The organism is Streptomyces lydicamycinicus (assembly GCF_000829715.2).
GTDB lineage: Bacteria > Actinomycetota > Actinomycetes > Streptomycetales > Streptomycetaceae > Streptomyces > Streptomyces lydicamycinicus.
The window spans coordinates 1-23,166 of record NZ_BBNO01000006.1; the positions used below are offsets into that span (position 1 = coordinate 1).

Consider the following 23,166-nt stretch of genomic DNA (forward strand, 5'->3'; position numbering starts at 1 on the left):
GTGGCCGGTGAGTTCACGGGTCTGAGTGCCCGTGGTCAGGTCCCACACCCGCACCGTCCTGTCGTCGCCGCCGGTGATGGCGTGTGGCCGGCCGTCCAGCTCCACCACCCCCACCGCCCGCACCCCGTCGGAGTGGCCGGTGAGAGTGCGGACCAGTGCGGTGGAGACCTGGCTTCCGGTTGCCCAGCGCACCTGCCAGTCTGTGTCGCCGGGCAGTTCCGCTTGCAGCGGTGTGTTGCGGAAGCGTGCCGCGTCCAGGGCCAGGAGCTGGCGGCGTGCAGCGGGTGGAAGCCTCTGGTGAACGCCCCAGGATGCCCGGTAGACCGCGGCGTTGAGCCTGGCCTGCTCGGAGTGGGCGTGCCGGAGGGCGTCCGCGAGGGTGTGGGGGTCGGCGTGCTGGAGGTAGCCGCCGTCGTTGAGGAGTTCGTCCAGGCGTCCGGCTCTGATGGCGTGCTGGGCTGTGTGCCGCAGCAGGTAGGGGGTGGCCAGGTGCCACTGTCTGCGGCCCGAGGCGTCGCGGGGCACGGAGTCCAAGAGTCGCTCGTACAGAGGCCCGGCCGGGTCGAGCGGGGGTAGTGCTGCGGTGGGGGTGTCCTGATCGGGTGGCTGGTTGTCGGGGACGCGCAGCCATTCGGCGAGGCCCTCGTGGAAGAGCCGGTAGAGGGTGGTTCCGTCGTCGTCGACGTCGCGGCGCAGGTAGAAGCGGGCTTCGCCGTCCAGGAGCGAGTACAGGTCGGGCAGGGCCAGCGGGGTTGTGCTGTCGACGGGTGTGGTGAATGCCGTAGTGGTGTGGGCCAGGACGCTTTCCGGCATGCCGCGGCCCTGGGCGAAGGCGAGGGCGGTCAGCACGGGCCGCAGGAGAGGCTCCTGGTGGCGTTGCAGGTCGAGTTCGAGGAGCGCGGGCAAGCTGCGGGGTACGGCCCGGCCCAGCTCGGCGGCCTCCTCGGCGGTGCCGGGGGGTGGGCTGGCGAGGAGGTAGTGGGCGTAGAGTCCAGCGGTCAGGAACTCGCCCCAGTGCAGGGCATCGGTGTCCTGGGCTGGTCGGTCGCTGAGGCCCGGCCCGGTGAGTGTGTCGGCGATTGCCCTGGCCAGGGTGTCCCGGACCGGCCGTAGGGCATCTACGGCGTAGGGGCCGTCGGCCGCGAGGAGCTGTCTGACGTAGTCGGCCACGTCCTGGCAGACGACCTCGGGCACGATGGCGCTGAGGTCCGTGCACCCACTGGCGTCCCGCGCGAGGGCCAGCAGGCCGCGAAACCGCTCGTCGTCACGGGTGCCGACCAGCAGCCGCAGCCGGCTGCCCGGCCTGTGTGCCTTGCGGGCGAGGGGGAGCAGCAAGGCGGTGGTGATGTCCTGGGGCTGCAGGGCCTCGTCGAGGGCGTCGACGATCAAGGTGACCGGGCTCTCGTCATTGGGGAGTAGGCCCAGCAGATAGTCCGCCGGATTACCCACAGCCTGCTCACTCATCTCGCTCACATCACCACTGTCGTCTCGGCTGTGGATGTGCCGCAACTGGCGGGCGAGGGAGTGGACGATGTCGTCCAGGGCCAGGCGGCGCGCGTGGACCACCGCGAGTCGGTCGTTTTCCCCCGGGGCTCGGTCGCCCAGGCCCGCCCACAGGGCCCTGGTGTAGCGACGTAGGGCCGGGTGCGCGGCGCAGACCAGGACGCCGAGCAGTGCCGACTTTCCCGCGCCGGGCTTGCCCGTCACCACGCGCAGCCCAGGGGCGGCTGCTTCGTCGTCGAGCCAGCTGGCGAAGGTGTCCAGTTGTGCGGTTCGGCCGCTGAAGTAGCCCTCGGCCCAGGCGCGGTGCACCGGCTCAGCACCGCCGGCGCGCCGCATGAAGTGCATCGGGTCCGCGGCCCAGTCCGCCAGCCGAGCGACCTCCGGCGGCAGGCCCGGGGCCACGGCGGAGGAGCCACGATCAGGGGCATAGGATGGGTTGGGGAAGAACGTGAGGTGGGACAGGTCGGCGTGCCCGGGAACGAGGCTGGTCAGGACCGTCTGTGGCAGTCCGTCGGCCTGGTCGGCCAGCTCGTTGACTGTACGTCCGATGTCTCTCCAGACCGTGTGCGCCGGGATGTAGCGCACGGAGGGGTCGAAACGCACCTTCAAGTCACGGTATTTCTCCAGGACCTGTACCAGGGCCCGGCTCAGGCGGTAGCCGAACGCTTTCTGCCCGGGCCCAGTAGCGGCCAGCACCCAGGCCCGGCGCCGGTCCACGTCCATGCGAGCGTGCCAGGCGGTCACCGCGGCTTCGCCCGCATAGCAGACATCGAAGATGAAGAGTGTCATCGGCCGGTGCCGCTGCGGGTGGTCCTCGATCAGGTCGATCCATGCTCCCACCGGCCGACTCAGGCGCTGTCCATCGCTGTCCAGGACATACAGCTTTTCGCTACTGCCCTCGGCCAGTTCGCCGTGCCCAACGATGTGCACAATCAGCACATCGACGTCCTCGGCCACCACCGCCGCCTCGACCAGCCCCCCGTACCCACCCCCATCGTCTGACACGGTGGCCGGAAACGGCTTGTACTGAAACCCCGTCAGGATCTCCGCGACTCTCCCGGCATGAACGGGAGCCTCCTCCAGCACATCCAGCCCTGCCCGCGGAGAGTCACCGTCCTCGGTACGGGTCAACGCGATCCCCAACGACAGCGCTGCATGCCGTTGCGCCCCGCTCGCATTCCCCACCGGCTGTCCACCCGCTGCCAACTCCCTCATCGGCCCTTCCCCCAGCACTCATCCCGATCAGTGGTCCGGGACCGACACTAGACACCTCGGGCTGTCCGGATGACCACATCATCAGGAACTTGGCGGACCTCCACGATGGGCAGCATGGTGGCAGTGGTGGGGAAACCGAGTTCCCGTGGTGTGGGGCCGGAGGGTGTGGGGGTGTCAGTAAGCCGGGCGAGGAGCGCCTCGATGGCGGTTTGGCCGTCGTCGACCGCAGCGCGTTCGTCATCGCTCAGGGGGATGGAGGCGAGCATGTGCTGCAAGTTCGACTTGGCTTCGAGGAGTTGAGCTCTGCTGGAGCCCTTGGGTGTGTAGAAGTCGCAGCGAGCGCAGGCCATCCGGTGCTGGCATTGTTCGAAGAAGGTGTAGGTGCACCAGCCGTGGCCCAGGTCGTAGTACTGCCAGGGCTCGCCGGCGGCCGCCGCCCCGGAAGCAACGGCGTCGCGGTCGACGAGAACCTCGATGGTGCGCACGTTCCGGGCAAAGTAGCCGGCTTCGCTGTACGCCTTGGCCAGCGTCTTGGGAGAGATCTTCGCGTAGAACTGAGTGGAGCTAGGTGACCGGTGTCCGAGCCATGCCTGCAGCTCGAATAGAGTCATCGGTTCCTTGGCGTTATAGAGCTGGCTGGCGATGGTGCTCCGGGCCCGGTGGCTGGTGATTTTGCCGCGAACGTCGCTGGCGGGGACCCCAGCCTTCGTGCACAGCGCCGGGATGATCGTGCGGTTGATGTAGTCCTTGGAGACGCGTTTGGCGCGGTGGGCGAACAAGAACTCCACGCGCTCGCCAGTCTTGGCGTCCAGCATCACCGGCTGCTCGGGGCGGACGGCCTGCCAGACCTCGATGGCCTGTCCGAGCAGGGGGTCGACCGGCTTGGTGAAACTCGTACCGGTTTTATGGGTCGGGACGTCCAGCAGGCAGACGGCGTCGCGTGCGAGGACGTCGGCGGCGTCCGGGCTGACGGCCGTGCCGTCATGCTGCCAGCGTACGCAGCCGGTGCGCAGGCGGCGGATCTCGTCGCTGCGCTGGCCGCTGAACAGCCAGGTTAGCGCCACGGCTCGGGAGAGTTCGAGGGGATAGCGCGGGCCGCTGCTGGTAGTGGGCAGGTCCTCGGAGGTGAGGTTGATGCCGGCCCACAGCAGCTTGGCCCATACCTCGTCGGCGATGACACGGGGATTGGGGCCCAGCAGGGCGCGGATGCTGCGGGGCGTCTCCAGCGCGCGCCCGGGATCGAACCGGCGTGGAATCCACTCCCATTCCTGAAGGTCGCGGAAGAACGCGCGGCTGGCGGTGAGCGCACTGTCCTTGGTGGAGGGGGACATCGGGTCGCCGAACACGCCGCGGGTGGCGGTGCGCTCGACGTAGTCGCCGATCCGCATCCGGTCCACCGTTGCCACCCAGGCCACGCAGGTCGCCCGGGTCCAGTGGGCAGGCTCGGTGATCTGCGGGTGCTCGGCGGCAAGCCACCGGCCCATGCGGGCCAGCGGCCCTTCGCCCCGGCCGTACTCGCCGAGGATTTCGCCACCTACTTCGGCCCGGAACCGGCGGTGTACTTCATGGAGCGCACGCTGCCGGTGCGGGACGAGGCGCGGAACCTCATCCCGGCCGCAGTCCACATCGACGGCACCGCCAGACCTCAGACCGTGACCGTGGACACCAATCCGCTCTTCCACCGGCTGATCACGAGATTCCGTGACCGGACCGGCGTCGCCGCGGTCCTCAACACCTCGTTCAACCTGGCAGAGGAGCCCATCGTGTGCAGCCCCCAAGACGCGATCCGCACCTTCTACTCTTCGGGGCTGGACTTGCTCGTCATGGGGAATCGGGTGCTGACCAAGTGACTACGACGATGGGCGCGGCGGAGCTGTCCGCGTGCCTGCGCCAGTACGGATTACAGGTGAGCGGACCTGCGCGGCTGCTTTCCGGCGGGCACGTCGGACAGTCCGCCGTGGTGCCCACGGCCCAGGGGCTGCTCGTCGTCAAACGGTGCAACCGGCGGTTCGACCCGGCACGCGTTCAACTCGCGGCTCAGGCTCATCAGCACGCGGCCCGGGGCGGCCTCGCCCCGCCCCTGAGACTGACTCGCGATGGCCAATGGACCGCCCAGGTCGAAGACGCCACGTACACCGTGGCCGAGTACGTCGATCATGCGGAGCGGGCTGGGCCAGCTGGCTTTGCCTCCGCTCTCGCCGCTCTGCACAACCACTTCGAAGGCTTCAGCCCGCAGGGTCGCTGCCCCAACTTCATTCAACTGCCCGACCCTCCCGCGGCAGACTTGGAGAGGATCCGGCGGCAGACTGACGATGCAGCCAGCCAGGAAGCGATCGAATGGCGAATCAAGATCCTCGCGGAGTTCGGGCTCGAAGCGCAGTCGCTGGCTGCCGCACCCCGAAGCTGGGTGCACGGCGACGCACGTCCGGACAACCTGCTCATCACGCGCGGCCCGGACCGTCGCCTGTTCATCGACTTCGATCAGGTCTCCCGCTTCCCGCGGCCCTATGAGATCGTCCGGGCCTTCATGGCCTGCATCAGCCCACGGCTGTCCGCGCACCTGTTGTGCTCGACGTTCCGGGACTATCTGAACGCGTACCACGCCGTCGCCCCGATCCGCGCAACGGACCGCGCAATCATGATCGACCTATACCTCACTGTTCAAGCGGCGGAGACGCGCACCTTCACCACGCCCCAGGGCGAGATCCGCGGCATGCCGGCTTTTGCGCGTGCCCGCCACCAGCAGTTGACCTGGATCATCGAACACCGCGGCCTCCTGCGCAGGGTCGCAGAGGAGGCTCAGCCGTGACCACCCTCGCGCTCTTCGGCGGGCCACCCATACGGGCCCGTGCCTTCCAAGCCTGGCCGCATTCCGACCAGGCGGAGCTCGGTGCGCTTGCCGGTGTCCTCGCCAGCCGCCGCTGGGGAGGGATCCACAGCGGATCACAAGGTGAGGTGTTCGAAAGAGCGCTCGGCGAGTACCTCGACGTGCCGCACGTGGCGGTGGTCTCGAGCGGCACTGCTGGACTGATGATCGCTCTGCGAGCACTGGGCGTCCGGGCCGGTGACGAGGTCGTCGTCCCCGCCATGACCTATGTGGCGACGGCCACCGCGGTGTCCGTGCTCGGCGGTGTGCCGGTGTTCGCGGACATCGACTCTGACACCCACACGATCGACCCTTCGTCCGTGGAAGCTGCGATCAGCGAGAAGACGAAGGCGATCATCGCCGTTCACCTGGGCGGGCACCCTGCCGACATGGACCGCCTCGGTCTCATCGCCGCCGAACACGGTGTCCCGATCATTGAGGACTGCGCCCAGTCTCTCGGCGCGACCTGGAACGGCACCCACACCGGATCGCTTGGTCGGGTCGGCGTGTTCAGCTTCGCCAGTACCAAGAACATATCCGCCGGAGAGGGTGGAGCGGTTGTCACACAAGATGGGGAGCTCGCGGCACGTATCGCATCGCTACGCGACCACGGGCGCCCCCTTGGTGTCACCGGTCACCACCCCGAACTGGGCTGGAACCTGCGGCTCAGCGAGTTTCAGTCCGCCATACTGGGCGTCCAGCTCGAACGCCTGGACCGCCAACTCGCAGCGAAGACAAAGGGCGCAGCGTTCCTCACCAGCGGACTGTCCAGCGTGCCAGGATTGCAGCCTGTGCCCGCCGATCTCGATCCACGGGTAACCAGACACGGCCGGTTCTCCCTCGCGTTCACCATCGGCGCCGAAGCATTCAGCAACATTTCGACCAACTCCTTCCGCTCCGCGCTGAGAGCGGAAGGCATCCCTGTCGGTCTCCGCGACCTCGTCGCCTGTCCCGACGAGCCGATCTACGCCGACGACGCAGCCCGGGACTATGGGCACTCACGAACCGTGTCGTGTACGCAGGCCCGTGCTGCCTGCACCAGGCTGGTGCTGTTGGGACAGGCAGCCGGGTCGGGCATGCTGCTCGAAGACCCATCGGAACTCGCCGATGTCGTACGTGCAGTGGAGAAGGTCCACGACAACTGCGGCCAACTCCGCGAAGCGGAACATCAGCGCGCCACGACCCGTATTCCATCCGATTCCTAGCCAAGGAGAGTCACATGCCCCGAGCACCATTCCAAATCCTCGTCGTACCCTTCCGCCATGTCGGCGAGCAGATCGAATACGCCGTTCTGCGCCGCCAGGACATGAATGTCTGGCAGGCAGTCGCCGGCGGCGGTGAATCAGGTGAGAGCCCGCAGCAGGCTGCCGTCCGCGAGGCGCGTGAAGAGCTCGGCCTCGATCGGACAGTTGCGCTCTACCCGCTCCAGACCACCGCCAGCATCCCAGCACGGTTCTTCGCTGATCGAGACAGCTGGCCGGCGGGAACCTACGTTGTGCCTGAGTACTCGTTCGCCGCGGACCTGACCGATGAGGAGATCAGGCTCTCTGACGAGCACACCGACCTCCAGTGGCTGGACTACAAGGCGGCCAGCGACCTGCTGCGATTCGACAGCAACCGCACAGCCCTGGGTGAGCTTCACGAGCGTCTGCTGGGCGCCGACCTGCCCCGACCGGTCGAGTGACAATGATCGACGCCCCCTCCGAACCGCTGCGCACGGTGATACTCGGCCAAGGCTACGTCGGCCTGCCGCTGGCCATCCGGGCAGCCCAAGTCGGCCACCAAGTCGTGGGATTCGACACCGACGCAGACCGCGTGAAACGGCTGCAAGCCGCAGAGTCATCGAGTCCTGACGTGCCGGCGGAGCTGATAGCGACAGCTCTGGCGAACGGGCTCTACGCGCCAACCACGCGCCCAGAAGACTTGGCCGGATTCGATGTCGCAATTATTGCGGTACCGACTCCGCTACACGACGGCGCACCAGATCTTTCCGCGATCGAGCATGCCGGTCTGGCGCTCGCGCCACACCTTCAGCCGGGCTGCGTCATCATCCTGGAATCCACCACGTATCCGGGAAACCGAATATGGACCCTCCAAAACACGCCGAAGATCGTCTCCGGGGTAGACGATGCGTCTCTGAAAGCCGTGAGTGACTTCTACCGGAGCCTCGTCGACACTGTCGTCGAAGTCGCCGCGGTGCGCGACGCCGAACTGGCGAAACTCCTGGAGAACACCTTCCGCCAAGTCAACATCGCCTTGGTCAATGAAATCGCTGTCCACGCCCAACAGCTCGGCACCGACATCTGGGCGGCACTCAATGCCGCATCCACCAAGCCCTTCGGTTTCATGCACTTCACACCCGGCCCCGGCGTTGGCGGGCACTGCCTTCCGGTCGACCCCACCTACTTGTCCTGGCAAGTCCGGAGGCAGACAGGCCAGGCACTGCGGCTGATCGAGGCGGCCGACGAGGTCAACTCCGCGATGCCCGCCTATATCGTGAAGCGCCTGACCGATGCACTCAACCGGAAGGGCCTGCCGGTCAACGGCTCACGCATACTCCTGCTCGGCATGGCCTACAAGCCCAACACCGGCGATACCCGGAACTCCCCAACGATCACCATCGCCAGGCTCCTGGCCGGACTCGGAGCTCACGTTGAGATCGTCGACCCTCACGCCGACGATCCGGTCGGCCTCGATGTCCGAGTGCACTATTCCCAGCCCACCGCGAACAATGCGGCGACGTCCGACGCGGTTGTCCTGCTGACCGACCACGATGCGTTCGATCTCCAACTCATCGAGGACCATGCGCCGTACGTCTTGGATTGCCGAGCACGCCTCAGCGGCGCGAACGTCGAACGTCTGTGACCTGTTGTCCGACTTGCTCCTACTCCGAGGACATGGCCATGCCCCACGCACCCTCAACATCGAGGGATTTCGCTTCGAGTGACCGCTGCCTGGTGAGCCTGCCGAAAGCCGACCTGCACCTCCATCTCAAGGGCGCCATGCGGCCCGGAACTCTCGCGGAACTGGCAAGCACCTATGCCAAGCCGATACCGCAGGTCGACTCCTACCGCTCGTTTGACGAGTTCCAGCACTGCTATCGAGCAGTCGTCAAGCTGATTCGAACACGAGGTGATATTCGGCGCCTGGTACGAGAGGTCGTCGAGGATGCGGCAGCCTCGGGAGCCGTCTGGATCGAGCCACATTTCAATCCGACGACCTACGCTCCAGCGCTCGGCTCGGCCCAAGACGTGCTTGACCTCGTCTTGGACGCCGGAACTGCATCGGGCAGAACCCTCGGCATCGGCTTCGGACTCATCCTCAGCGCAAGCCGCAACCGCGATCCGCGAGATGCCACTGTTCTCGCGAGACTCGCCGCCGACTATGCCGGCCGCGGCGTAGTTGCCTTCGGTCTTACCGGTGATGAAGCTGCCACTACTCCGGAAGCATTCAGCGAAGCCTTCGCAATCGCCCGGGACGCAGGACTGATCATCGCACCGCATGCAGGGGAACTCATGGGCGGACCGAGTATCCGCAGCACACTCGACGCATTGTCCCCCGATCGGATCGCCCATGGAGTCCGCGCCGCCGAAAACCCGGCACTCATGGAACACCTTGCCAACAAACGGATCGCCTTGGACGTGTGCCTGACGTCCAACCGCGTCCTGGGAGTCGTCAAGCACCTCGAAGAACATCCCCTACTGCACCTCCTGGAGAGCGGGGTGCCATGTTCCCTGGGTTCGGACGACCCTCTGCTGCTGAAGACCAGCATGCTCACGGAGTACCAGATCGCCCGGACCCAACTGTCGGTGACGGACTCGCAATTGGCAGCTATAGCCAGCACATCGATCCAATCCTCCGGGGCACCCACCGAGTTCATCACACACGCCTTGATCGGAATCGAGCATTGGATGAAACGAGATGCCCCAGATCCTGCCGAAGGACACCCCCACCGTGCCCGCGAGGACTGCGCCTCGCGTTGAATCCACGGAACCTCCAGGGACGTCAGTATGGCGCCCGCCTGCTGGGTCGGGATGTGCCGCACATTCCGGGTCCAGGCCGGCCGATGTCCTACGAGCCAGACGTGCCGGTGCGGAAGGTGGGCGACCCAGCTCCGCAGGGCGTACCGGAGCTGTTCGTTCGCCGCGCCTACCCTCACCGGCACGACGATGTCGACCTCGGGTGTGGTCATCGCCGGGCTCCGGTCAGGCCGACGCGCCGCACAACGCCGGCGTGTAATCGCACACCGGGTCGGGCGGCGCGACGGAGGTGACGAGAGTCCGGCGGTGGCACGTCGGGCCGAGCGGGGTGAGGAGCGGGCCCGGCGTACCGGCCAGGTTGGTAGGCATGACGTTGTAGGGGCCGCGGCCCCAGCCGCCGCCGGCCCGCGTCGCTCCGTTCAGTGTGAGGCTCACGGCCTCGTTGCCGATTTCGAGGTCCCCGAGCATCCCGTTGATGACCCACGGCAGGAGGAAGTAAATCCACGCCCCCTCGCCGCCGTCCGAGTCGCACACGTCCTCGCCCAGCACCTCGGCCCACAGCTCCAGCGCGAACCCCGAATCGCACTTCAGCGAGCAGTCGTCGTAGCCGATCGGCTTCCCGTCGAAGCCGTACACGACCGGGTTGCCCGTCGTGATCTCGATGAACTCAGGGCTCACAGAGAAGAAGTTCAGCTCGATGTCGTAGCCGTTGTCCTCGCCGCAGACTGGCCTGCCGCAGCGGTCGAGACGGGTCACGCGGATCGCGTCCGCGTTGGCGATCAGGGGGCAGGGCATCTGGGCCTCCAACACACGGCGTGGTGTCGGCCCGGCCCACAACCAGCGGCTACACAGCAGTCTATCCACGGGGAAGCGGCCACCGGGCGGTGACGCTACGCCGAAGAGGAAATGGTTCCCTCAAGTTCAGCACGAACCGCAGCGATGAATTCCATGCGTTCAAGGGCAAGTTCACCGCTCCGGCGGTGATAGCTCTCATCGAGAATGAGGTCCGGCGTCAAATAGTCAAGCAGCACATTGATCTCAGAGGTCTCGTACAAGGCGGTGGCAATTAGGGCACCTGACGCCGCCACCTTAGTCCGCTCCATCGCGCCACGAGACTCGGCAGTTTGCGCCTCGTCATACATCCATGCCGCGTACTCAAACTCCCTAAGTGCAGTGAGAGCGACGCTTTGCACAGGTACGGAAACATCGAGCTTCTCCCGAAAGATAAATCGAAGCTCAGTAGCCTGGGCACGGTGCCTATCCTAAAATCCCTTGAAACCCGCATGATCACAGATGCTCTGCGCGATCCGCGCAACCCGATCCGGGCCTTCCAACTCAACGATGACGGTTGCGGAGAGCATTGCCTGCTCAGCGTCCGCGAAAGCAGCCATTAGCTCCGCCATTCTCTCTTCTCCAGGGGCGTCTTCGCTCTCCTTGAGGAGCCGTTCAGAAGCGATGACGAACCGTTGCAGCGCCAGCAGAAATGTCGCATACGCCTCTCGCTGCACTTCCCGACGCCACTGCCTTTGAGCAGCGGACGCTTCAGTACGTACCGCATCAACGGCAGCCTTGTATGTGGCCTCGGCTTGTTGGATTCCAGACCGGGCGGTTGCCTCGGCCTGAGCGACCCCTGCCCGCCCAGTCTCATCTGCCGACCGCACAGCCGCCTTCATCTGCCAACGCCCCACCAGTAGCGCGGCCGGAACGCCTACAGCGGCAACACTGGCGGCGGCAATCGCGCCGATCCCTTGCGAGTCCACGGCACGATGATGTCCGAGCAGGGGGTGCTGCGCTGGGGGTTCTGCTGCAAAGCCGGTGATTCGCGCGAGATCGGCTCATGGTTCCGCCCGACCTCGTCCTCTGCTTGCTGCGGAGACAGCTATCGCGTTTGGTGGACCTGGCGACGGCGGGTTTTCACCGCGCTCGTTTTTGAAGCCCCGAAGCGCAGTCCGAGCACTCCAGCTATCCCGACGCCTCGTCGACCGCAGGGGCCGTGTCCCTGCTGTCTCCTTCAGGAATGGCGGCAGGCTCAGGCGGCTGTGGCGGTGTCGGCACAGGGGTGTTCGCCGACACGGGGACATCCGCAGCGGGTGTGCCCGGGTTGCCCTCGGCATACTTGCGGTACTTGTTCACCCCATACGCCACCCCCGAGACCGCAGCGAAGCAGGCCATGTACGCGACCGCCGACTTCTGCCCCTGCGCCCGGTAGAATGCCCTCAGGGCATCAGGGCCGCCGCGTTCTCCCGCTTCCTGAGTAAGCCTCGTCCAGGCGTTGCCCATGCGTCCATTCCGATCCCCGAGATAGCCTTCGGCTCCGCGCCACGCCGGTTGATGCTGCGGTGCCCGCCGTCGGCTGGATGCTACTGACATCCGGTGCGCGCTGACCGCCACTTCGCGTACCTGGGGAAGCCGCAGGCGGTCGGCCGGGGGCCGGCCACCCCCAAAGGCTCGCTCACACCTATTCGACGGAGTAGACCTCCGGCTTCGGATGACCCACGGGATGACGCCACTGGTGCCGTTGGGCGTTGTACTCCGTGTCGGCCCTGATGTCAGAGCCGCGAGACTTAGCGCCGCACTCGCAGCGCCAGCTGTAGATCATCGGGTTGCCGGGGCGGTTGGACGCGGTGTCTGGCTGCTGTGATGCAGCCCTGGCGAGGCCACGCAAAATGTTCTTGATCACGGTTGGTCTCCCGCTTCCCAAACCAAAGGTCGACAGCCCGGCAACGCAGCACATGTGTGCCGACGCCCCCTATGGCCGCTCCCGCCACCGGTCAACCTTCAGTGGCAGAAACCTAGTGGCCGTCAAAGTTCGGTGGCAAACGATCCAGATTCGGTGTCACAGGATACCCAGCCGCTGCTGTCCCGTCTCCGTCGATATGGTCCGCGTCTCAAGTGATCTGGTCCGATTCGCCTCTGTTCTCAGGTGATCCGGTGCATCAGATTGATGGAGACACCGGTTCTGGCCCCGTCTCAAGCAATCCGAGGTAACACGCCGTTTCCGGACGGAGAGGGCGATCGTGGTCGGGCGCTCGCGTCAGAGCCGTCCGTGAACCTGCGCTTCGGGGAGCCTTGGCCATCGGTTGCCATGGATCTGGCGGTGGGCCGATGCTCCGGTGTGGGGCTGGGGCTTGTCGTCGACAGAAGGAGTGCCGCGATCTGGGCCGCACAGGGCTGTCATGCCCAATGTGGGGAGCGCAGTCGGCAGCAGTTCGCGGGGATCGTGCCCGAGCCGCGGGAAGCGGTGACCAGGAGTCCAAGGGCCGGTGTCCTGCCCGCCATCACGGCATTCTCAAGTCGCGGGGCACGTCTTCCTCTTGAGGATGGGTTATTAGAATGACGCCTCATGCTCCGCAAACTCTTCTGGCTGCTCTGCGGCATCGTGGCGCTCCTCCCAATCGTGGCCGCACTGCTCGCGCATTACCGCCTCGTGGACGGCGACACGTCCAGCACACTGGTCATAGTCGCTCTGATAGCCGAGGGCCCCGTGATCCTTCTCTCGTGGGCCCTCTCCCGCCAGAGGACTCGCGAGCGCCACGCTCGATACAAGCGGGCGTAACCGACCCGCGAGGCGGTCCTGCAAGCCGTGGACAGTGCGGCTGTCCGCGATGTCCGGGACAGCAAGGGCAGCGCGCACGCCGTGCGCATGATGCGCAAGCAGGCCCCCGAGATCCCACTCGCCGAGGCTACGAAGCTGGTCATGAGCCTCTAAAGCGTGTTGCAGAAGTGTGAGCGTGGGCAGGCCAGGGGTGGGGTGGTCCCTGGCCTGCCCACGCTCACACTTCTGCAAAGCCCCGTCGTTCGCCCGCAGGGCGGGCCTCGCGGCGTCTGGTGCGTGCGATCGCAAGGCGGAGGGTCGTCCGCGTAATGGGTCTACGTGGGCGATCCCGACAACGCAGCGAGCGTGCGTGCCAGACGCCGCGAGGCAGACGGGACTTTGAAGACAGGCCCTACGGTCTTAACGCCGAGGACATCGACAGCGCCGTATCGGTGATCTTGAAGTTACGCGGTGAGACCTGCGACATCGCCTGTCTGCTACGAGAAAAGCAAGGAGGCCCCGCGAGGAGCCCGGATCGGCGCCAGCCAAGTGCGTCGGCTCGCCGAGCTCTTCCAGGGGCGTCCGCTCGCCGTGGGGCTTCATGACGGTGAACCGCTGACCCGCGGGCCGCGACCACGTCGCCAACGTCCTGCGCGAGCTGGCCACTCAGCCCAGAGTGGTACGCCTCTCGATGCAGACGAACGGCGTACTGCTGAACGAGCAGTGGCGGGGACTTCTTCGACGCCCTCCCCCAGTGGCACGAGGCGATCGAGGCCGGAGTGCGGCGCCTGGTCGACGCCGTCACCCGCATGTGGGGACTGGTCACGTACGACAGCTGCCAGGTCACCCCTACGACGGCCTTGACCTGACGCCCGCCGAACGCAGGGTGGGGTGAGTCCTCCCACGCGACCTGGCCGAGTACGCCCAAATCTCTCCAGATGCCCGCCTGTGACACCGCGTGATCACTTCGCTCCTTTCGCGCAATGCCCGTCCGCCACACCACTACCGCCCAACCCTGCGGCCGCATCGACGCTGCAGAGCGCTTCGATGGCACGCTTCGGCGCCCCATCGTCAACAACGCAACTCAGAGCCCTCCCCCAAGTTGCCGCGTAGCCAAATCATCAACCCGAGCCCTCATTTGGCGCGGCCGGAATTCCGAGCTACAACAACACACCCTGGCGGGAAGACCCGTCGGTGACGCTCGGACGGATTGGCGCGAGATTTGGCGACGGTAGTAGACAAAGGCGTTGGGGCGCCCGGTAAGCGATGGCTCGTACGGTACCGGGAGCCCGGTGGGCGTAGCGCTCGGCAGCGTGAGAAGTCGTTCGACCGCAAGAAGGACGCGGTGGATTTCGCCACCAAGATGGAGAACGCCAAGCGGGAGAACAGCTACGTCGATCCTTCTGCCGGCAAGGTGTCGGTGCGGCGCTATTCGGCCGACTGGCTCGCTCTGAAGCCCATGGCGGCCGGCACGGAGGAGTCCTACGAGCGCATCATGCGTCTACACGTCCTCCCGCAGCTGGGGAAGAAGACCATCTCCCAGGTCACCGCGGCCGACGTGGAAGAGCTGTACGCGCTCTGGCGCCGGCAGGGCGCGATGCCCAACACGATAGATTCCCGCCGCATTGCTCTGTCAGGGATGTTCTCCCACGCAGTTCGCCACAAGAGGATCCGTGAGAATCCGGTCAAACAGGCTGAGAAGCCTGCCAACCCCATCATGCAAGTGGATGAGAGGGCGCTTCCCAGTTTCGATGAGATCTCAGCCTTGGCCAAAGAGATTGGTCCCCGCCTGGAGCCTGCTGTGTGGCTCATGGCGTGCTGCGGATTGCGTATCGGAGAGTCACTGGGAGTCTTTCCAGAGGACACCTTCGACGGCACGTTGCGTTGCCGGCGGCAGGTTGTGCGTATCAAGAATTCCTCAGGTAAGTACGTTGCCCGCTATGCTCCCTTGAAGCATCGAAAAGAGGGCGAATGGCGCGACATGCCGGCGCCCGCCACCCTGGAGCCGCTTGCCGAACGGCTGCCCATTCGGAATCAGGCCGGAGGCATGATCTACCCCGAGCTTTTCCGTAAGTCCTGGTACCGCGCCCTCAAGCGCCTCGGACTCCCCCGCTACAAACCCCACGACCTGCGGCACAAGTGGGCCACCGTAACCCTGAGCAATGGCGTGCCCATCCACGAGGTCTCGCGATGGATGGGCCACAGCTCCATCAAGATCACGGTGGACCGGTACGGCCACCTCACCTTCGACGGCAGTGACCGCTGCCGTCAGGTCATCGAGGCCACCTTCGGGGTGCACATGCTCAGCGGATTCCCAGCTCCGCGAGAACTCGGTGCTGAGTTGGTGCTGGCTTAGCCGGGAAGTAGAGGTAACAGACCCCTCCCGAACCGCTCCTGACCTGGCCGTTTGCATCGTGGCGCTTGGTGCGCAGCCAAATGTTTTCAAACTGCCGGCGCCTGTAAACGCGCCGGACCGCCGCGTCGTCGGGCGAGGCCGGGTCGTTGGCGATGATGTCGCCGTCCTTGGTGAAGCCGACGACGGTCATCAGGTGGCCGGCGGTGCCGTAGCCCGCGCCGTCGAGTTCGGTTTTGAGGAAGGACTGGGAGGTGATGACGGGAATGCCCGCGTGGATGAGGCGTTCGGCGTCCGTGAGGGAGGCGAGGCGGGTGACGACGCCCTGGAGGTCCCGGTAGGTGGCGGCGTAGGCGGCGTTGAAGGGCCAGTTGCCGCAGCCTTCGTACTGGTAGTCGAAGGTGTAGCGGGCGGCGTGGCAGACCTGGGGATCGGCGTAGTCGGGGTTGACCCAGGAGAGCTGGTCCCGGGTGGGCTTCCGGCCCCAGGATTCGATGATCATCTGGGACGAGGTGGGGCTGCACCAGGCCTCTCCCCCGTTGTCGTACTCCGGGTACTGGCCCTTGTGGATCTCCTGGGAGTAGTGCGGGACGACAAGCTCACGGCCGACCTGGCCGGGCCGCGACGCCGGCACCTCGAAGCGGTCGGGGAGGTCCGAGGCCATGGCGCCCAGCCGCCAGACGGTGGGGGTGAGGGCGGTGCCGGGCTTGCGGTGGAGGGTGACGCGCAGCTGGTACGAGGCCAGGCGGAGGCCGCTCGCGGGGGCGTCGATGGCGAAGGTGTCGGTCGAGATGCTGCTCTTGCCGTCCTTCTGGCCGTCGACGGAGGTACGGCGGATATCGGCGTCGCCGTCGCCGGCGGTCCAGCGGCCCATCACGTACCAGGGGGTGCGGCCGCCGTCCGAGTAGGTGCCGCGCAGTTCGACGGCGATCCAGGTACCGGGCGGGGTGTGGGCGTTCCAGGAGGCGACCGCCTCGGTGGCCGGGACCTTGAGGGAGTGCGCCGGGGACGTCCAGACGGCGTACTCCCAGGAGGTGGTCCGGCCGGTGTGCGGATCCTTGTAGTCGAGGGTGCCGACCGGGTGAACGAGGCGGATGCCGGGCCGGGCGCCGTGTGTGATGCCGGTGCCCTGGGCGTGGCCCTTGTTCCAGTCGGCGGTGGTGGTCCAGGCGTGATAGTTCACGAGGCTCTTCGATCGGCGCGCGGCGGCTTCCGGGGTGGCGGCGGCCGCGGACGCTTCGGGCGTACGGGCGGCGTCGGCCTGCGCCGAGGGGGTGGCGGCACCCGCCGCGGCGGCGAGCGCGGCGGCCAGGACGGTGCGCCGGGGTGCGGAGCTGGTCATGGTGGAGGTCCCCCAGTGGGATGCGGACGAGCGGGCGGGGAGTCGGGCCGGGGCGGCGGACGGGCGGCTGAGCAGTGGCTCAACTATTCCCGTTCCGGGCCTGCTTCGGAAGGCGGTGCGGGGCGCGTCGCGGCACCAATATTGGTGTGGACCACCGGCGTCGGAGTGGTGGGGCCGGCGGCGTACGCTGGCGCAATGGACCGTGATCTGGCCTCCCTCGCCGCCCGGCTGCGCACCGTGCCGCCCTCCTGCGGCCCGGTGCGGCTGATCGCGGTGGACGGACACGCCGGCTCGGGCAAGAGCACCTTCGCCGAGCGGCTGGCCGGCGCGCTGGGCGGGGTGCCGGTGGTGCACACCGACGATCTCGCCACCCATGAGGAACTGTTTGCCTGGAGTGAGCGCTTCGACGCCCAGATCCTCGGGCCGCTGTCCCGGGGCGAGACGGCGCACTACGGCGTTTACGACTGGGTGCGCGGCGAGTTCACCGAGGAGCGTGCGCTGGCGCCCGCGCCGCTGGTGCTCGTCGAGGGCGTGGGCGCGGGCAGGCGGGCGCTGCGGCCGTTTCTGGCGTGCCTGCTGTGGATGGAACTGACGAGCGAACACTCCTGGGAAAGGGGTCAACTCCGGGACGGGCCGGGGCTTTCCGCGTTCTGGAGTGGCTGGATTCCGGCGGAGCGCGCGCACTTCACGGCGGATCCTTCGCGCCCCTTTGCCGATTTCCTGGTCCACCAGGGGCAGATGGGGTACGAGGTAGTCGTGGGACCTTCCGCGGCACCGTGATCCGCCCCGCTTCTCACGCTCCGTAGTGGACCATGGCCGAGGCACTCGGCAACGCCGACAGGGTCCCGCCGAGTACCTCAACTCGGCTTGACCTGGGGGGCGTACAGGACTTACGTTCTCAATGTGCGGTTCAACGGACCGCCCACAGATGCGAAGCCCCCGGTTGTTCCCCCGTGATCGGGGGCTTCGTTCTGTCTGAAACCGCCCCGCACCGCCGCCGGGCGCCCGCTCTCCCTCACCCTGGGTCACCGCATTCTTCGCGCCGCCGCGCCCTGCCCGGTCGCCCACTGTTGCCCGGTACCGCCCTCTACGGCCTGCACCGATCCCGCAGGTACCATGCGAGTCCGTGCCACCGCAGGCCAGGACCGAGGTGCGCGCGGAGACGGTCAACTCCCGCCCGCGCCATGCCGGTTAGGGAGCCGCCGCCGGGCACCGCCCGGCGCCGCACGGGGGACGCTTTGTGGGGGGACGGGATGGATTTTGGCACTCAGGGTTCGCCCGCCCCGGCCGAGCTCGCCTGGCTGCGCGCGGTCGACGCCTACACCGTGGGCGCGTATCCGCAGGCCGAGGAGGAGTTCCGGGCCGCGGTACGACTCGATCCGACGATGGCCGACGCCTGGCTCGGTCTGCACGCGCTGCGCGCCGACACCTCCATCGCGCTGCTGCGGATGCACCGACACCGCGACCGCTTCGGTGAGATGCGCGCGCGTCACCGACGCACCCTCAACTCCTGGTACTGGCTGGGCTGGTGGGTTCAGCCGGTGCTGGAGACCGGCCGCGATCTGCTGCTCGCGCACGCCTCCCACTGGCTCGACGGCCGCCATGTCGCCGAACTGGACCAGGCACTGGCCGGCTGCCCGCCGGTCGACACCGACCCCCAGGTGCGGTTTCTGCACGCCTGCCGCGCCTATCTCGTCAAGGACTGGGACCAGCTCGTACGGCAGACCGAGCCGCTGCTCGCCGATCCGGTGCTGGGCATCGAGGCGGGGCTGTTCGGCGGGATGGCGCGGGTGCGGCTGGAGATGTACGGGCAGGCCGAGCCGCTGCTGTCCGCCGCGCTGATGCGCTGCCGCAGTGAGCAGCCGCAGCGCAAGGAGCTGCGCTACTGGCTCGCCCGCGCCCATGAGGGCACCGGCCGCAGCGCCGCGGCACTCCCCCTCTACCGGGCCGTGCACCGGGTCGACCCGGCGTTCATGGACACCGCGGCGCGGCTCGCCGCCATCGCGGAGGGCGACGGCCTGGACGAGGGCTCCGACCTCGCGACGGTCTCCGCCGCCGGCCTCGGCCAGGAGGCGGGCGGCGATCCCGATCCGCTGGCCCCGCTCGATCCGGTCGACGGGCGTGAGCTGCTGGTGACCGGCGAGGCGGACGGGCCGGAGGGCGAGCCGGGTGGGGTGCCCGCCGGGGGCGACGCGGCGGCGCGGGTCAAGGCGACGGCCCCGGTGCCGCGCGGCGCCGAGCGGCTGCCCGCCGGGCCCGCCGATCCGGTGCTGCTGGAGAAGGCGCTGGCGGAGCTGGAGCGGATGGTCGGCATGGAGCCGGTCAAACGACAGGTGCGGGCGCTGTCGGCCCAGCTGCGGATGGCCAGGCTGCGGGCGAGTCAGGGACTGCCGGTGCAGCCGCCGAAACGACACTTCGTCTTCTCCGGGCCCTCCGGCACCGGCAAGACGACCGTGGCCCGCATATTGGGGCGGGTCTTCTACGCCCTGGGGCTCCTCGGCGGCGACCATCTCGTGGAGGCCCAGCGGTCCGATCTGGTCGGCGAGTTCCTCGGCCAGACCGCCGTCAAGGCCAATGAGCTGATCGACTCGGCACTGGGCGGAGTGCTCTTCGTCGATGAGGCGTACAGCCTCTCCAACTCCGGCTACAGCAAGGGCGACGCCTACGGCGACGAGGCGCTTCAGGTGCTGCTCAAGCGTGCCGAGGACAACCGCGACCGGCTCGTGGTCATCCTGGCGGGCTACCCGGAGGGCATGGACCGGCTGCTGGCCGCCAACCCGGGCCTGTCCTCCCGCTTCACCAGCCGCGTCGACTTCCCCAGCTACCGGCCGCTGGAGCTGACCGCCATCGGTGAGGTGCTGGCCGCGGAGAACGGCGACCGCTGGGACGAGGAGGCCCGCGACGAACTGTGCAGCATCAGCGGTCATGTCGTCGAGCAGGGCTGGATCGACGAGCTGGGCAACGGCCGCTTCCTGCGCACCCTGTACGAGAAGAGCTGCGCCTACCGCGACCTGCGGCTCGCCACCTGGCTCGGCACGCCCACCCGCGACGACCTCGCCACCCTCCGGCTGCCCGACCTGATGCAGGCCTACGGCGAGGTGCTCTCCGGGCGCGGGCCGGATCCGCAGGGGCGGCCGGAGTACTGACCGTCGCGGGCCGAGCCCCGGCCGGCCGCCGCCGTCGGCGCCTCGGGGCAGCGCGTCAGCCCCTCGGCGCCCCGGCCCGGCGCCGCACGCTCAGCCCGCCATCGCCCGGTTCTCCGCCGGCAGCGAAGCCTCCTCGCGGGGCTCGCTGACCCGCTCGTCGGGCTCCCGCCGGCCGGTGCGGGCCGCCGGGGTCCGCCGGTGGGCCGGGTCGCGGACCTCGCCGACCAGCATTTCGAGGACGTCCTCCAAGGCGACCAGACCGAGCACCCGGCCGGTCGCGTCGGCGACCGCTGCCAGGTGGGAGGCCGCCCGGCGCATCGCCGTCAGGGCGTCGTCCAGGGGCAGCTCGGCGCGCAGTGTGGTCATCGGGTGCCAGATGCGCTGGGGTACCGCACGGTCCCGTTCCTCCAGGTCCAGGACGTCCTTGACGTGCAGATAGCCCATGTACGCACCGCCGGGGGCGCACACCGGGAAGCGGGAGTAGCCGGTCCGTACGGTCAGCTCCTCCACCTGGCGGGGCGTCACGGTCGGTTCGACGGTGACCAGCGCCGCCCGGTCGAGCAGGACATCCGTGACGGGGCGGCTGCCCAGTTCCAGGACGTCCGAGAGCTGTTCCTGTTCGGCCGGCTCCAGCAGGCCCGCCTGCCCCGCGTCCTCGACGAGGTGGGTCAGCTGCTCGCTGGTGAAGACCGCCTCGACCTCGTCCTTCGGCTCCACCCGGAAGAGCCGCAGCACGCCGCGGGCGCAGGCCCCGAGCAGCGCGGTGACCGGGCGGCACAGCCGCGCGAAGGCGACCAGGCCGGGGCTGAACCACAGGGCGGTCTTCTCCGGCGCCGCCATCGCCAGGTTCTTGGGCACCATCTCGCCGATGACGAGGTGGAGGAAGACCACCAGCGCCAGGGCGATGACATAGCCGAGGGGGTGGACCAGGGCGGCGGGGAGGTGCACCGCCGCGAAGAGCGGTTCCAGCAGATGGGCGACGGTCGGCTCGGCGACCGCACCGAGCGTCAGGGAGCAGACGGTGATGCCGAACTGCGCGGCGGCCATCATCTGCGGGAGGTTCTCCAGACCGTGCAGCACCTGCCGGGCCCGGCCGGAGCCCTCCGTCGCCAGGGGTTCGATCTGGCTGCGGCGTACGGAGACCAGGGCGAACTCGGCGCCGACGAAGAAGCCGTTGGCGAGCACGAGCAGTACCGCGAAGAGGAGCTGGACCAGCGTCACCGGGCCACCTCCGCGCCGACCACGACGGGTTCACGGGGCGCTCCGGGGGCGGCGGGCGCCGTGACGGTCGCGGTCCGTACGAGCCTTATCCGCTCGGCGCGGTGGTGCGACACCAGCCGCACCCGCAGCCGCCAGCCGTCGAGTTCCGCGATGTCGCCGGGGGCCGGGATCCGGCCGAGTATGTGTGCCACCAGTCCTGCCACCGTCTCGTACGGTCCTTCGGGGGCGTCCAGGCCGATCCGCCGCAGAGTGTCCACCCGGCAGCCGCCGTCGGCGTCCCAGGCGGGGCGGCCCTCCTCGGGCGGGGCCTGGCCCAGTTCGGGCAGGTCGACCCCGTCGTGCTCGTCGCGGACCTCGCCGACCAGCTCCTCGATGATGTCCTCCAGGGTGACCACACCGGCCGTGCCGCCGTATTCGTCGACGACGACCGCGATCGGCTGTTCGCTGCGCAGCCGCTCCAGCAGCGGCTGCACCGGCAGCGTCTCGGGCACCAGCAGCGGCGGTACCGCGATCCGTCCAGCCGGGGTGCGCAGCCGGTCGTGCTCCGGGATGGCCAGCGCGTCCTTGAGGTGCACCATGCCGACGATCTCGTCGAGGCGGGTGCGGTAGACGGGAAAGCGGGAGAGGCCGGTGGCGCGGGTGAGGTTGACCACGTCCTCGGCGGTCGCGGAGGACTGGAGGGCGCTCACCCGCACGCGCGGCGTCATGACGTTCTCCGCCGTCAGATCGCCCAGCGAGAGGGTGCGGACGAACAGGTCCGCGGTGTCCTGCTCGATCGCGCCCGCGCGGGCGGAGTGCCGGGCGAGCGAGACCAGTTCGCCGGGGGTGCGGGCGGAGGCCAGCTCATCGGTCGGCTCCACGCCGAGGGCGCGCACCAGGCGGTTGGCGACGGTGTTCAGCAGGGTGATCACCGGGCGGAAGAAGCGGGAGAAGGCCCGCTGCGGGCCGGCCACGACGCGGGCGACGGGCAGCGGCTTGGAGACCGCCCAGTTCTTGGGGACCAGCTCACCGATCACCATCTGGACGCCGGAGGCCAGCAGCATGCCGGTCACCACGGCCGTGCCGGGGACCGCGCCCCGGGGCAGACCGGTGGCCAGCAGCGGGCCGGACAGCAGCTCGGCCAGCGCGGGCTCGGCGAGCATACCGACCACCAAGGAGGTGATCGTGATGCCGAGTTGGGTGCCGGACAGCTGGAAGGAGAGTTCCCGGAGTGCGGAGACGACGGTGTGGGCGCGGCGGTCGCCGTCGGCCGCGGCGCGCTCGGCGTCCGCCTTCTCGACGGTGACGAGTCCGAACTCGGCGGCGACGAAGAAACCGTTGGCCAGGATCAGGACGAGTGCCGCGGCGAGCAGCAGCAGGGGGCCGGTCATGCCGCCGCCTCCGTGGTATGCGGGGGTTGGGGAGGGGCGGCGCAGGTACTACAGGACGATCCGTCCATTGCCGGAGGGAGTCACTCCTCGGGTCGCAGTGGTCCCACTGAGGGGCGGGGCGCAGGGTGCGTCCCGGAGAACAGAGTAAACAGCGGGGCCCGGATTAGGGCAGGCTCACCCGGCCGTGTGGTCGACAGCACCATGCTTCTCGGTGAGGTCGCGCAGCGCACGGGCGTCCCGGATGGCCTGGTCCCGGGCGATGCCGGGCTGGATGCCCATGGCGGGCAGGCTGGTGCCGTCGGCGAGGTCGAGATGGACCCAGGGGTCGCCGGCCCGGAGGTTGACGCGTACGACCTGAGCCCAGGCCAGTTCGCGCTTGGTGGTGAGGTTGACCACCGTGACGCCCTCCTGCCGCGCGACCACCTTCGGGCGGGCGAGCAGCAGGAGGACGGCGAGCACCAGCAGTCCGGTGAGGACGAAGCTCAGCCGTTCGCCGCCGCTCAGCTTGGGCAGCGCCAGCGCGATCGCCGTGAGGGCGGCGAGCTGGGCGAGGCCCACGGAGTACAGGACGACCCGGGTGCGGGTCGGCCGGAAGGTCACCGGCAGGCTGGGCAGGGGCGCGGACACGTCGTCGG

At 68.2% G+C, this 23,166-nt stretch carries 19 protein-coding genes; 10 read left to right on the plus strand and 9 right to left on the minus strand.

Going from position 1 to position 23,166, the window contains the following annotated elements; genetic code table 11:
- Positions 1 to 2,508, minus strand: a 2,508-nt coding sequence (locus TU31_RS20350) for a WD40 repeat domain-containing protein (RefSeq protein ID WP_370682750.1), incomplete at its 3' end; no start/stop codon positions are given.
- Between the two features lie 257 nt (positions 2,509 to 2,765).
- The gene (locus tag TU31_RS20355; RefSeq protein ID WP_245698622.1) at positions 2,766 to 4,106 is read right to left on the minus strand and encodes a tyrosine-type recombinase/integrase; all 1,341 of its coding nucleotides are present in this window, start codon (positions 4,104 to 4,106) and stop codon (positions 2,766 to 2,768) included.
- Positions 4,107 to 4,151: 45 nt separating this feature from the next.
- On the opposite strand from TU31_RS20355, the gene TU31_RS20360 reads away from it, so the two are divergent.
- Genes TU31_RS20360 through add form a run of 6 tightly spaced genes read left to right on the plus strand, consistent with a single transcriptional unit; the run spans position 4,152 to position 9,567 of the window.
- Positions 4,152 to 4,568, plus strand: coding sequence for a carbamoyltransferase C-terminal domain-containing protein (locus tag TU31_RS20360; protein ID WP_158894580.1), 417 nt, complete (start codon positions 4,152 to 4,154; stop codon positions 4,566 to 4,568).
- On the plus strand, positions 4,565 to 5,527 hold the full coding sequence (locus TU31_RS20365) for a phosphotransferase (protein ID WP_042156749.1): 963 nt from the start codon (positions 4,565 to 4,567) through the stop codon (positions 5,525 to 5,527). The genes TU31_RS20360 and TU31_RS20365 overlap by 4 nt, the downstream gene beginning before the upstream one ends.
- Positions 5,524 to 6,789 carry a DegT/DnrJ/EryC1/StrS family aminotransferase gene (locus TU31_RS20370; protein WP_042156751.1) on the plus strand — a complete coding sequence of 422 codons (1,266 nt, stop codon included), beginning with the start codon at positions 5,524 to 5,526 and terminating at the stop codon, positions 6,787 to 6,789. The genes TU31_RS20365 and TU31_RS20370 overlap by 4 nt, the downstream gene beginning before the upstream one ends.
- 14 nt (positions 6,790 to 6,803) lie before the next feature.
- Positions 6,804 to 7,268, plus strand: coding sequence for an NUDIX hydrolase (locus TU31_RS20375; RefSeq protein ID WP_042156753.1), 465 nt, complete (start codon positions 6,804 to 6,806; stop codon positions 7,266 to 7,268).
- A 2-nt stretch (positions 7,269 to 7,270) separates the two neighbouring features.
- Complete coding sequence (locus TU31_RS20380; protein WP_042156755.1) at positions 7,271 to 8,449, plus strand: nucleotide sugar dehydrogenase; 1,179 nt, start codon at positions 7,271 to 7,273, stop codon at positions 8,447 to 8,449.
- A gap of 38 nt (positions 8,450 to 8,487) precedes the next feature.
- Positions 8,488 to 9,567 (plus strand): adenosine deaminase, encoded by a 1,080-nt coding sequence (add, locus tag TU31_RS20385; RefSeq protein WP_042156757.1) that lies wholly within the window; start codon positions 8,488 to 8,490, stop codon positions 9,565 to 9,567.
- 222 nt (positions 9,568 to 9,789) lie between these two features.
- On the opposite strand, the gene TU31_RS20390 is transcribed toward add, so the two are convergent.
- The 3 genes from TU31_RS20390 to TU31_RS38725 all read right to left on the minus strand — a co-directional run bounded on the left by TU31_RS20390 (position 9,790) and on the right by TU31_RS38725 (position 11,324).
- A complete protein-coding gene (locus tag TU31_RS20390; RefSeq protein WP_042156759.1) occupies positions 9,790 to 10,359 on the minus strand; it encodes a hypothetical protein in 570 nt (189 codons plus the stop codon).
- 95 nt (positions 10,360 to 10,454) lie between these two features.
- Positions 10,455 to 10,706 carry a hypothetical protein gene (locus TU31_RS20395; RefSeq protein WP_042156761.1) on the minus strand — a complete coding sequence of 84 codons (252 nt, stop codon included), beginning with the start codon at positions 10,704 to 10,706 and terminating at the stop codon, positions 10,455 to 10,457.
- A gap of 120 nt (positions 10,707 to 10,826) precedes the next feature.
- Positions 10,827 to 11,324: a hypothetical protein gene (locus TU31_RS38725; protein ID WP_158894583.1), complete on the minus strand. Its 498-nt coding sequence runs from the start codon at positions 11,322 to 11,324 to the stop codon at positions 10,827 to 10,829.
- Between the two features lie 1,823 nt (positions 11,325 to 13,147).
- On the opposite strand from TU31_RS38725, the gene TU31_RS40290 reads away from it, so the two are divergent.
- Together TU31_RS40290 and TU31_RS20410 are read left to right on the plus strand one after the other, a co-directional pair.
- Positions 13,148 to 13,273 (plus strand): hypothetical protein, encoded by a 126-nt coding sequence (locus TU31_RS40290; RefSeq protein WP_275451840.1) that lies wholly within the window; start codon positions 13,148 to 13,150, stop codon positions 13,271 to 13,273.
- A gap of 1,171 nt (positions 13,274 to 14,444) precedes the next feature.
- On the plus strand, positions 14,445 to 15,455 hold the full coding sequence (locus TU31_RS20410) for a tyrosine-type recombinase/integrase (RefSeq protein ID WP_042156768.1): 1,011 nt from the start codon (positions 14,445 to 14,447) through the stop codon (positions 15,453 to 15,455).
- Here TU31_RS20410 and TU31_RS20415 read toward each other — a convergent pair.
- Complete coding sequence (locus TU31_RS20415) at positions 15,403 to 16,794, minus strand: C39 family peptidase (RefSeq protein WP_042156770.1); 1,392 nt, start codon at positions 16,792 to 16,794, stop codon at positions 15,403 to 15,405. The genes TU31_RS20410 and TU31_RS20415 overlap by 53 nt on opposite strands.
- Before the next feature lie 195 nt (positions 16,795 to 16,989).
- Here TU31_RS20415 and TU31_RS20420 point away from each other — a divergent pair, with 195 nt between their 5' ends.
- Both TU31_RS20420 and TU31_RS20425 read left to right on the plus strand, forming a co-directional pair.
- On the plus strand, positions 16,990 to 17,574 hold the full coding sequence (locus tag TU31_RS20420; RefSeq protein WP_042156771.1) for a uridine kinase family protein: 585 nt from the start codon (positions 16,990 to 16,992) through the stop codon (positions 17,572 to 17,574).
- 473 nt (positions 17,575 to 18,047) lie between these two features.
- Entirely contained in the window at positions 18,048 to 19,940 is a 1,893-nt protein-coding gene (locus TU31_RS20425; RefSeq protein WP_042156773.1) for an AAA family ATPase, read from the plus strand.
- 90 nt (positions 19,941 to 20,030) lie between these two features.
- Here TU31_RS20425 and TU31_RS20430 read toward each other — a convergent pair whose 3' ends face one another.
- From TU31_RS20430 to TU31_RS20440, 3 genes are all read right to left on the minus strand, one after another.
- Positions 20,031 to 21,161 (minus strand): hemolysin family protein, encoded by a 1,131-nt coding sequence (locus TU31_RS20430; RefSeq protein WP_042156775.1) that lies wholly within the window; start codon positions 21,159 to 21,161, stop codon positions 20,031 to 20,033.
- Positions 21,158 to 22,531 carry a hemolysin family protein gene (locus TU31_RS20435; protein WP_042156777.1) on the minus strand — a complete coding sequence of 458 codons (1,374 nt, stop codon included), beginning with the start codon at positions 22,529 to 22,531 and terminating at the stop codon, positions 21,158 to 21,160. The genes TU31_RS20430 and TU31_RS20435 overlap by 4 nt, the downstream gene beginning before the upstream one ends.
- A 174-nt stretch (positions 22,532 to 22,705) precedes the next feature.
- Positions 22,706 to 23,158, minus strand: coding sequence for a PH domain-containing protein (locus TU31_RS20440; RefSeq protein ID WP_042156779.1), 453 nt, complete (start codon positions 23,156 to 23,158; stop codon positions 22,706 to 22,708).
- Between the last annotated feature and the right edge of the window lie 8 nt (positions 23,159 to 23,166).

Coding starts and splice junctions, on each gene's coding strand:
- TU31_RS20355 (WP_245698622.1), bottom strand. CDS start 4,106: ATGCGGATCGGCGACTACGTCGAGCGCACCGCCACCCGCGGCGTGTTC.
- TU31_RS20375 (WP_042156753.1), top strand. CDS start 6,804: ATGCCCCGAGCACCATTCCAAATCCTCGTCGTACCCTTCCGCCATGTC.
- TU31_RS20380 (WP_042156755.1), top strand. CDS start 7,271: ATGATCGACGCCCCCTCCGAACCGCTGCGCACGGTGATACTCGGCCAA.
- add (WP_042156757.1), top strand. CDS start 8,488: ATGCCCCACGCACCCTCAACATCGAGGGATTTCGCTTCGAGTGACCGC.
- TU31_RS20390 (WP_042156759.1), bottom strand. CDS start 10,359: ATGCCCTGCCCCCTGATCGCCAACGCGGACGCGATCCGCGTGACCCGT.
- TU31_RS20395 (WP_042156761.1), bottom strand. CDS start 10,706: ATGTATGACGAGGCGCAAACTGCCGAGTCTCGTGGCGCGATGGAGCGG.
- TU31_RS20415 (WP_042156770.1), bottom strand. CDS start 16,794: ATGACCAGCTCCGCACCCCGGCGCACCGTCCTGGCCGCCGCGCTCGCC.
- TU31_RS20420 (WP_042156771.1), top strand. CDS start 16,990: ATGGACCGTGATCTGGCCTCCCTCGCCGCCCGGCTGCGCACCGTGCCG.
- TU31_RS20425 (WP_042156773.1), top strand. CDS start 18,048: ATGGATTTTGGCACTCAGGGTTCGCCCGCCCCGGCCGAGCTCGCCTGG.
- TU31_RS20435 (WP_042156777.1), bottom strand. CDS start 22,531: ATGACCGGCCCCCTGCTGCTGCTCGCCGCGGCACTCGTCCTGATCCTG.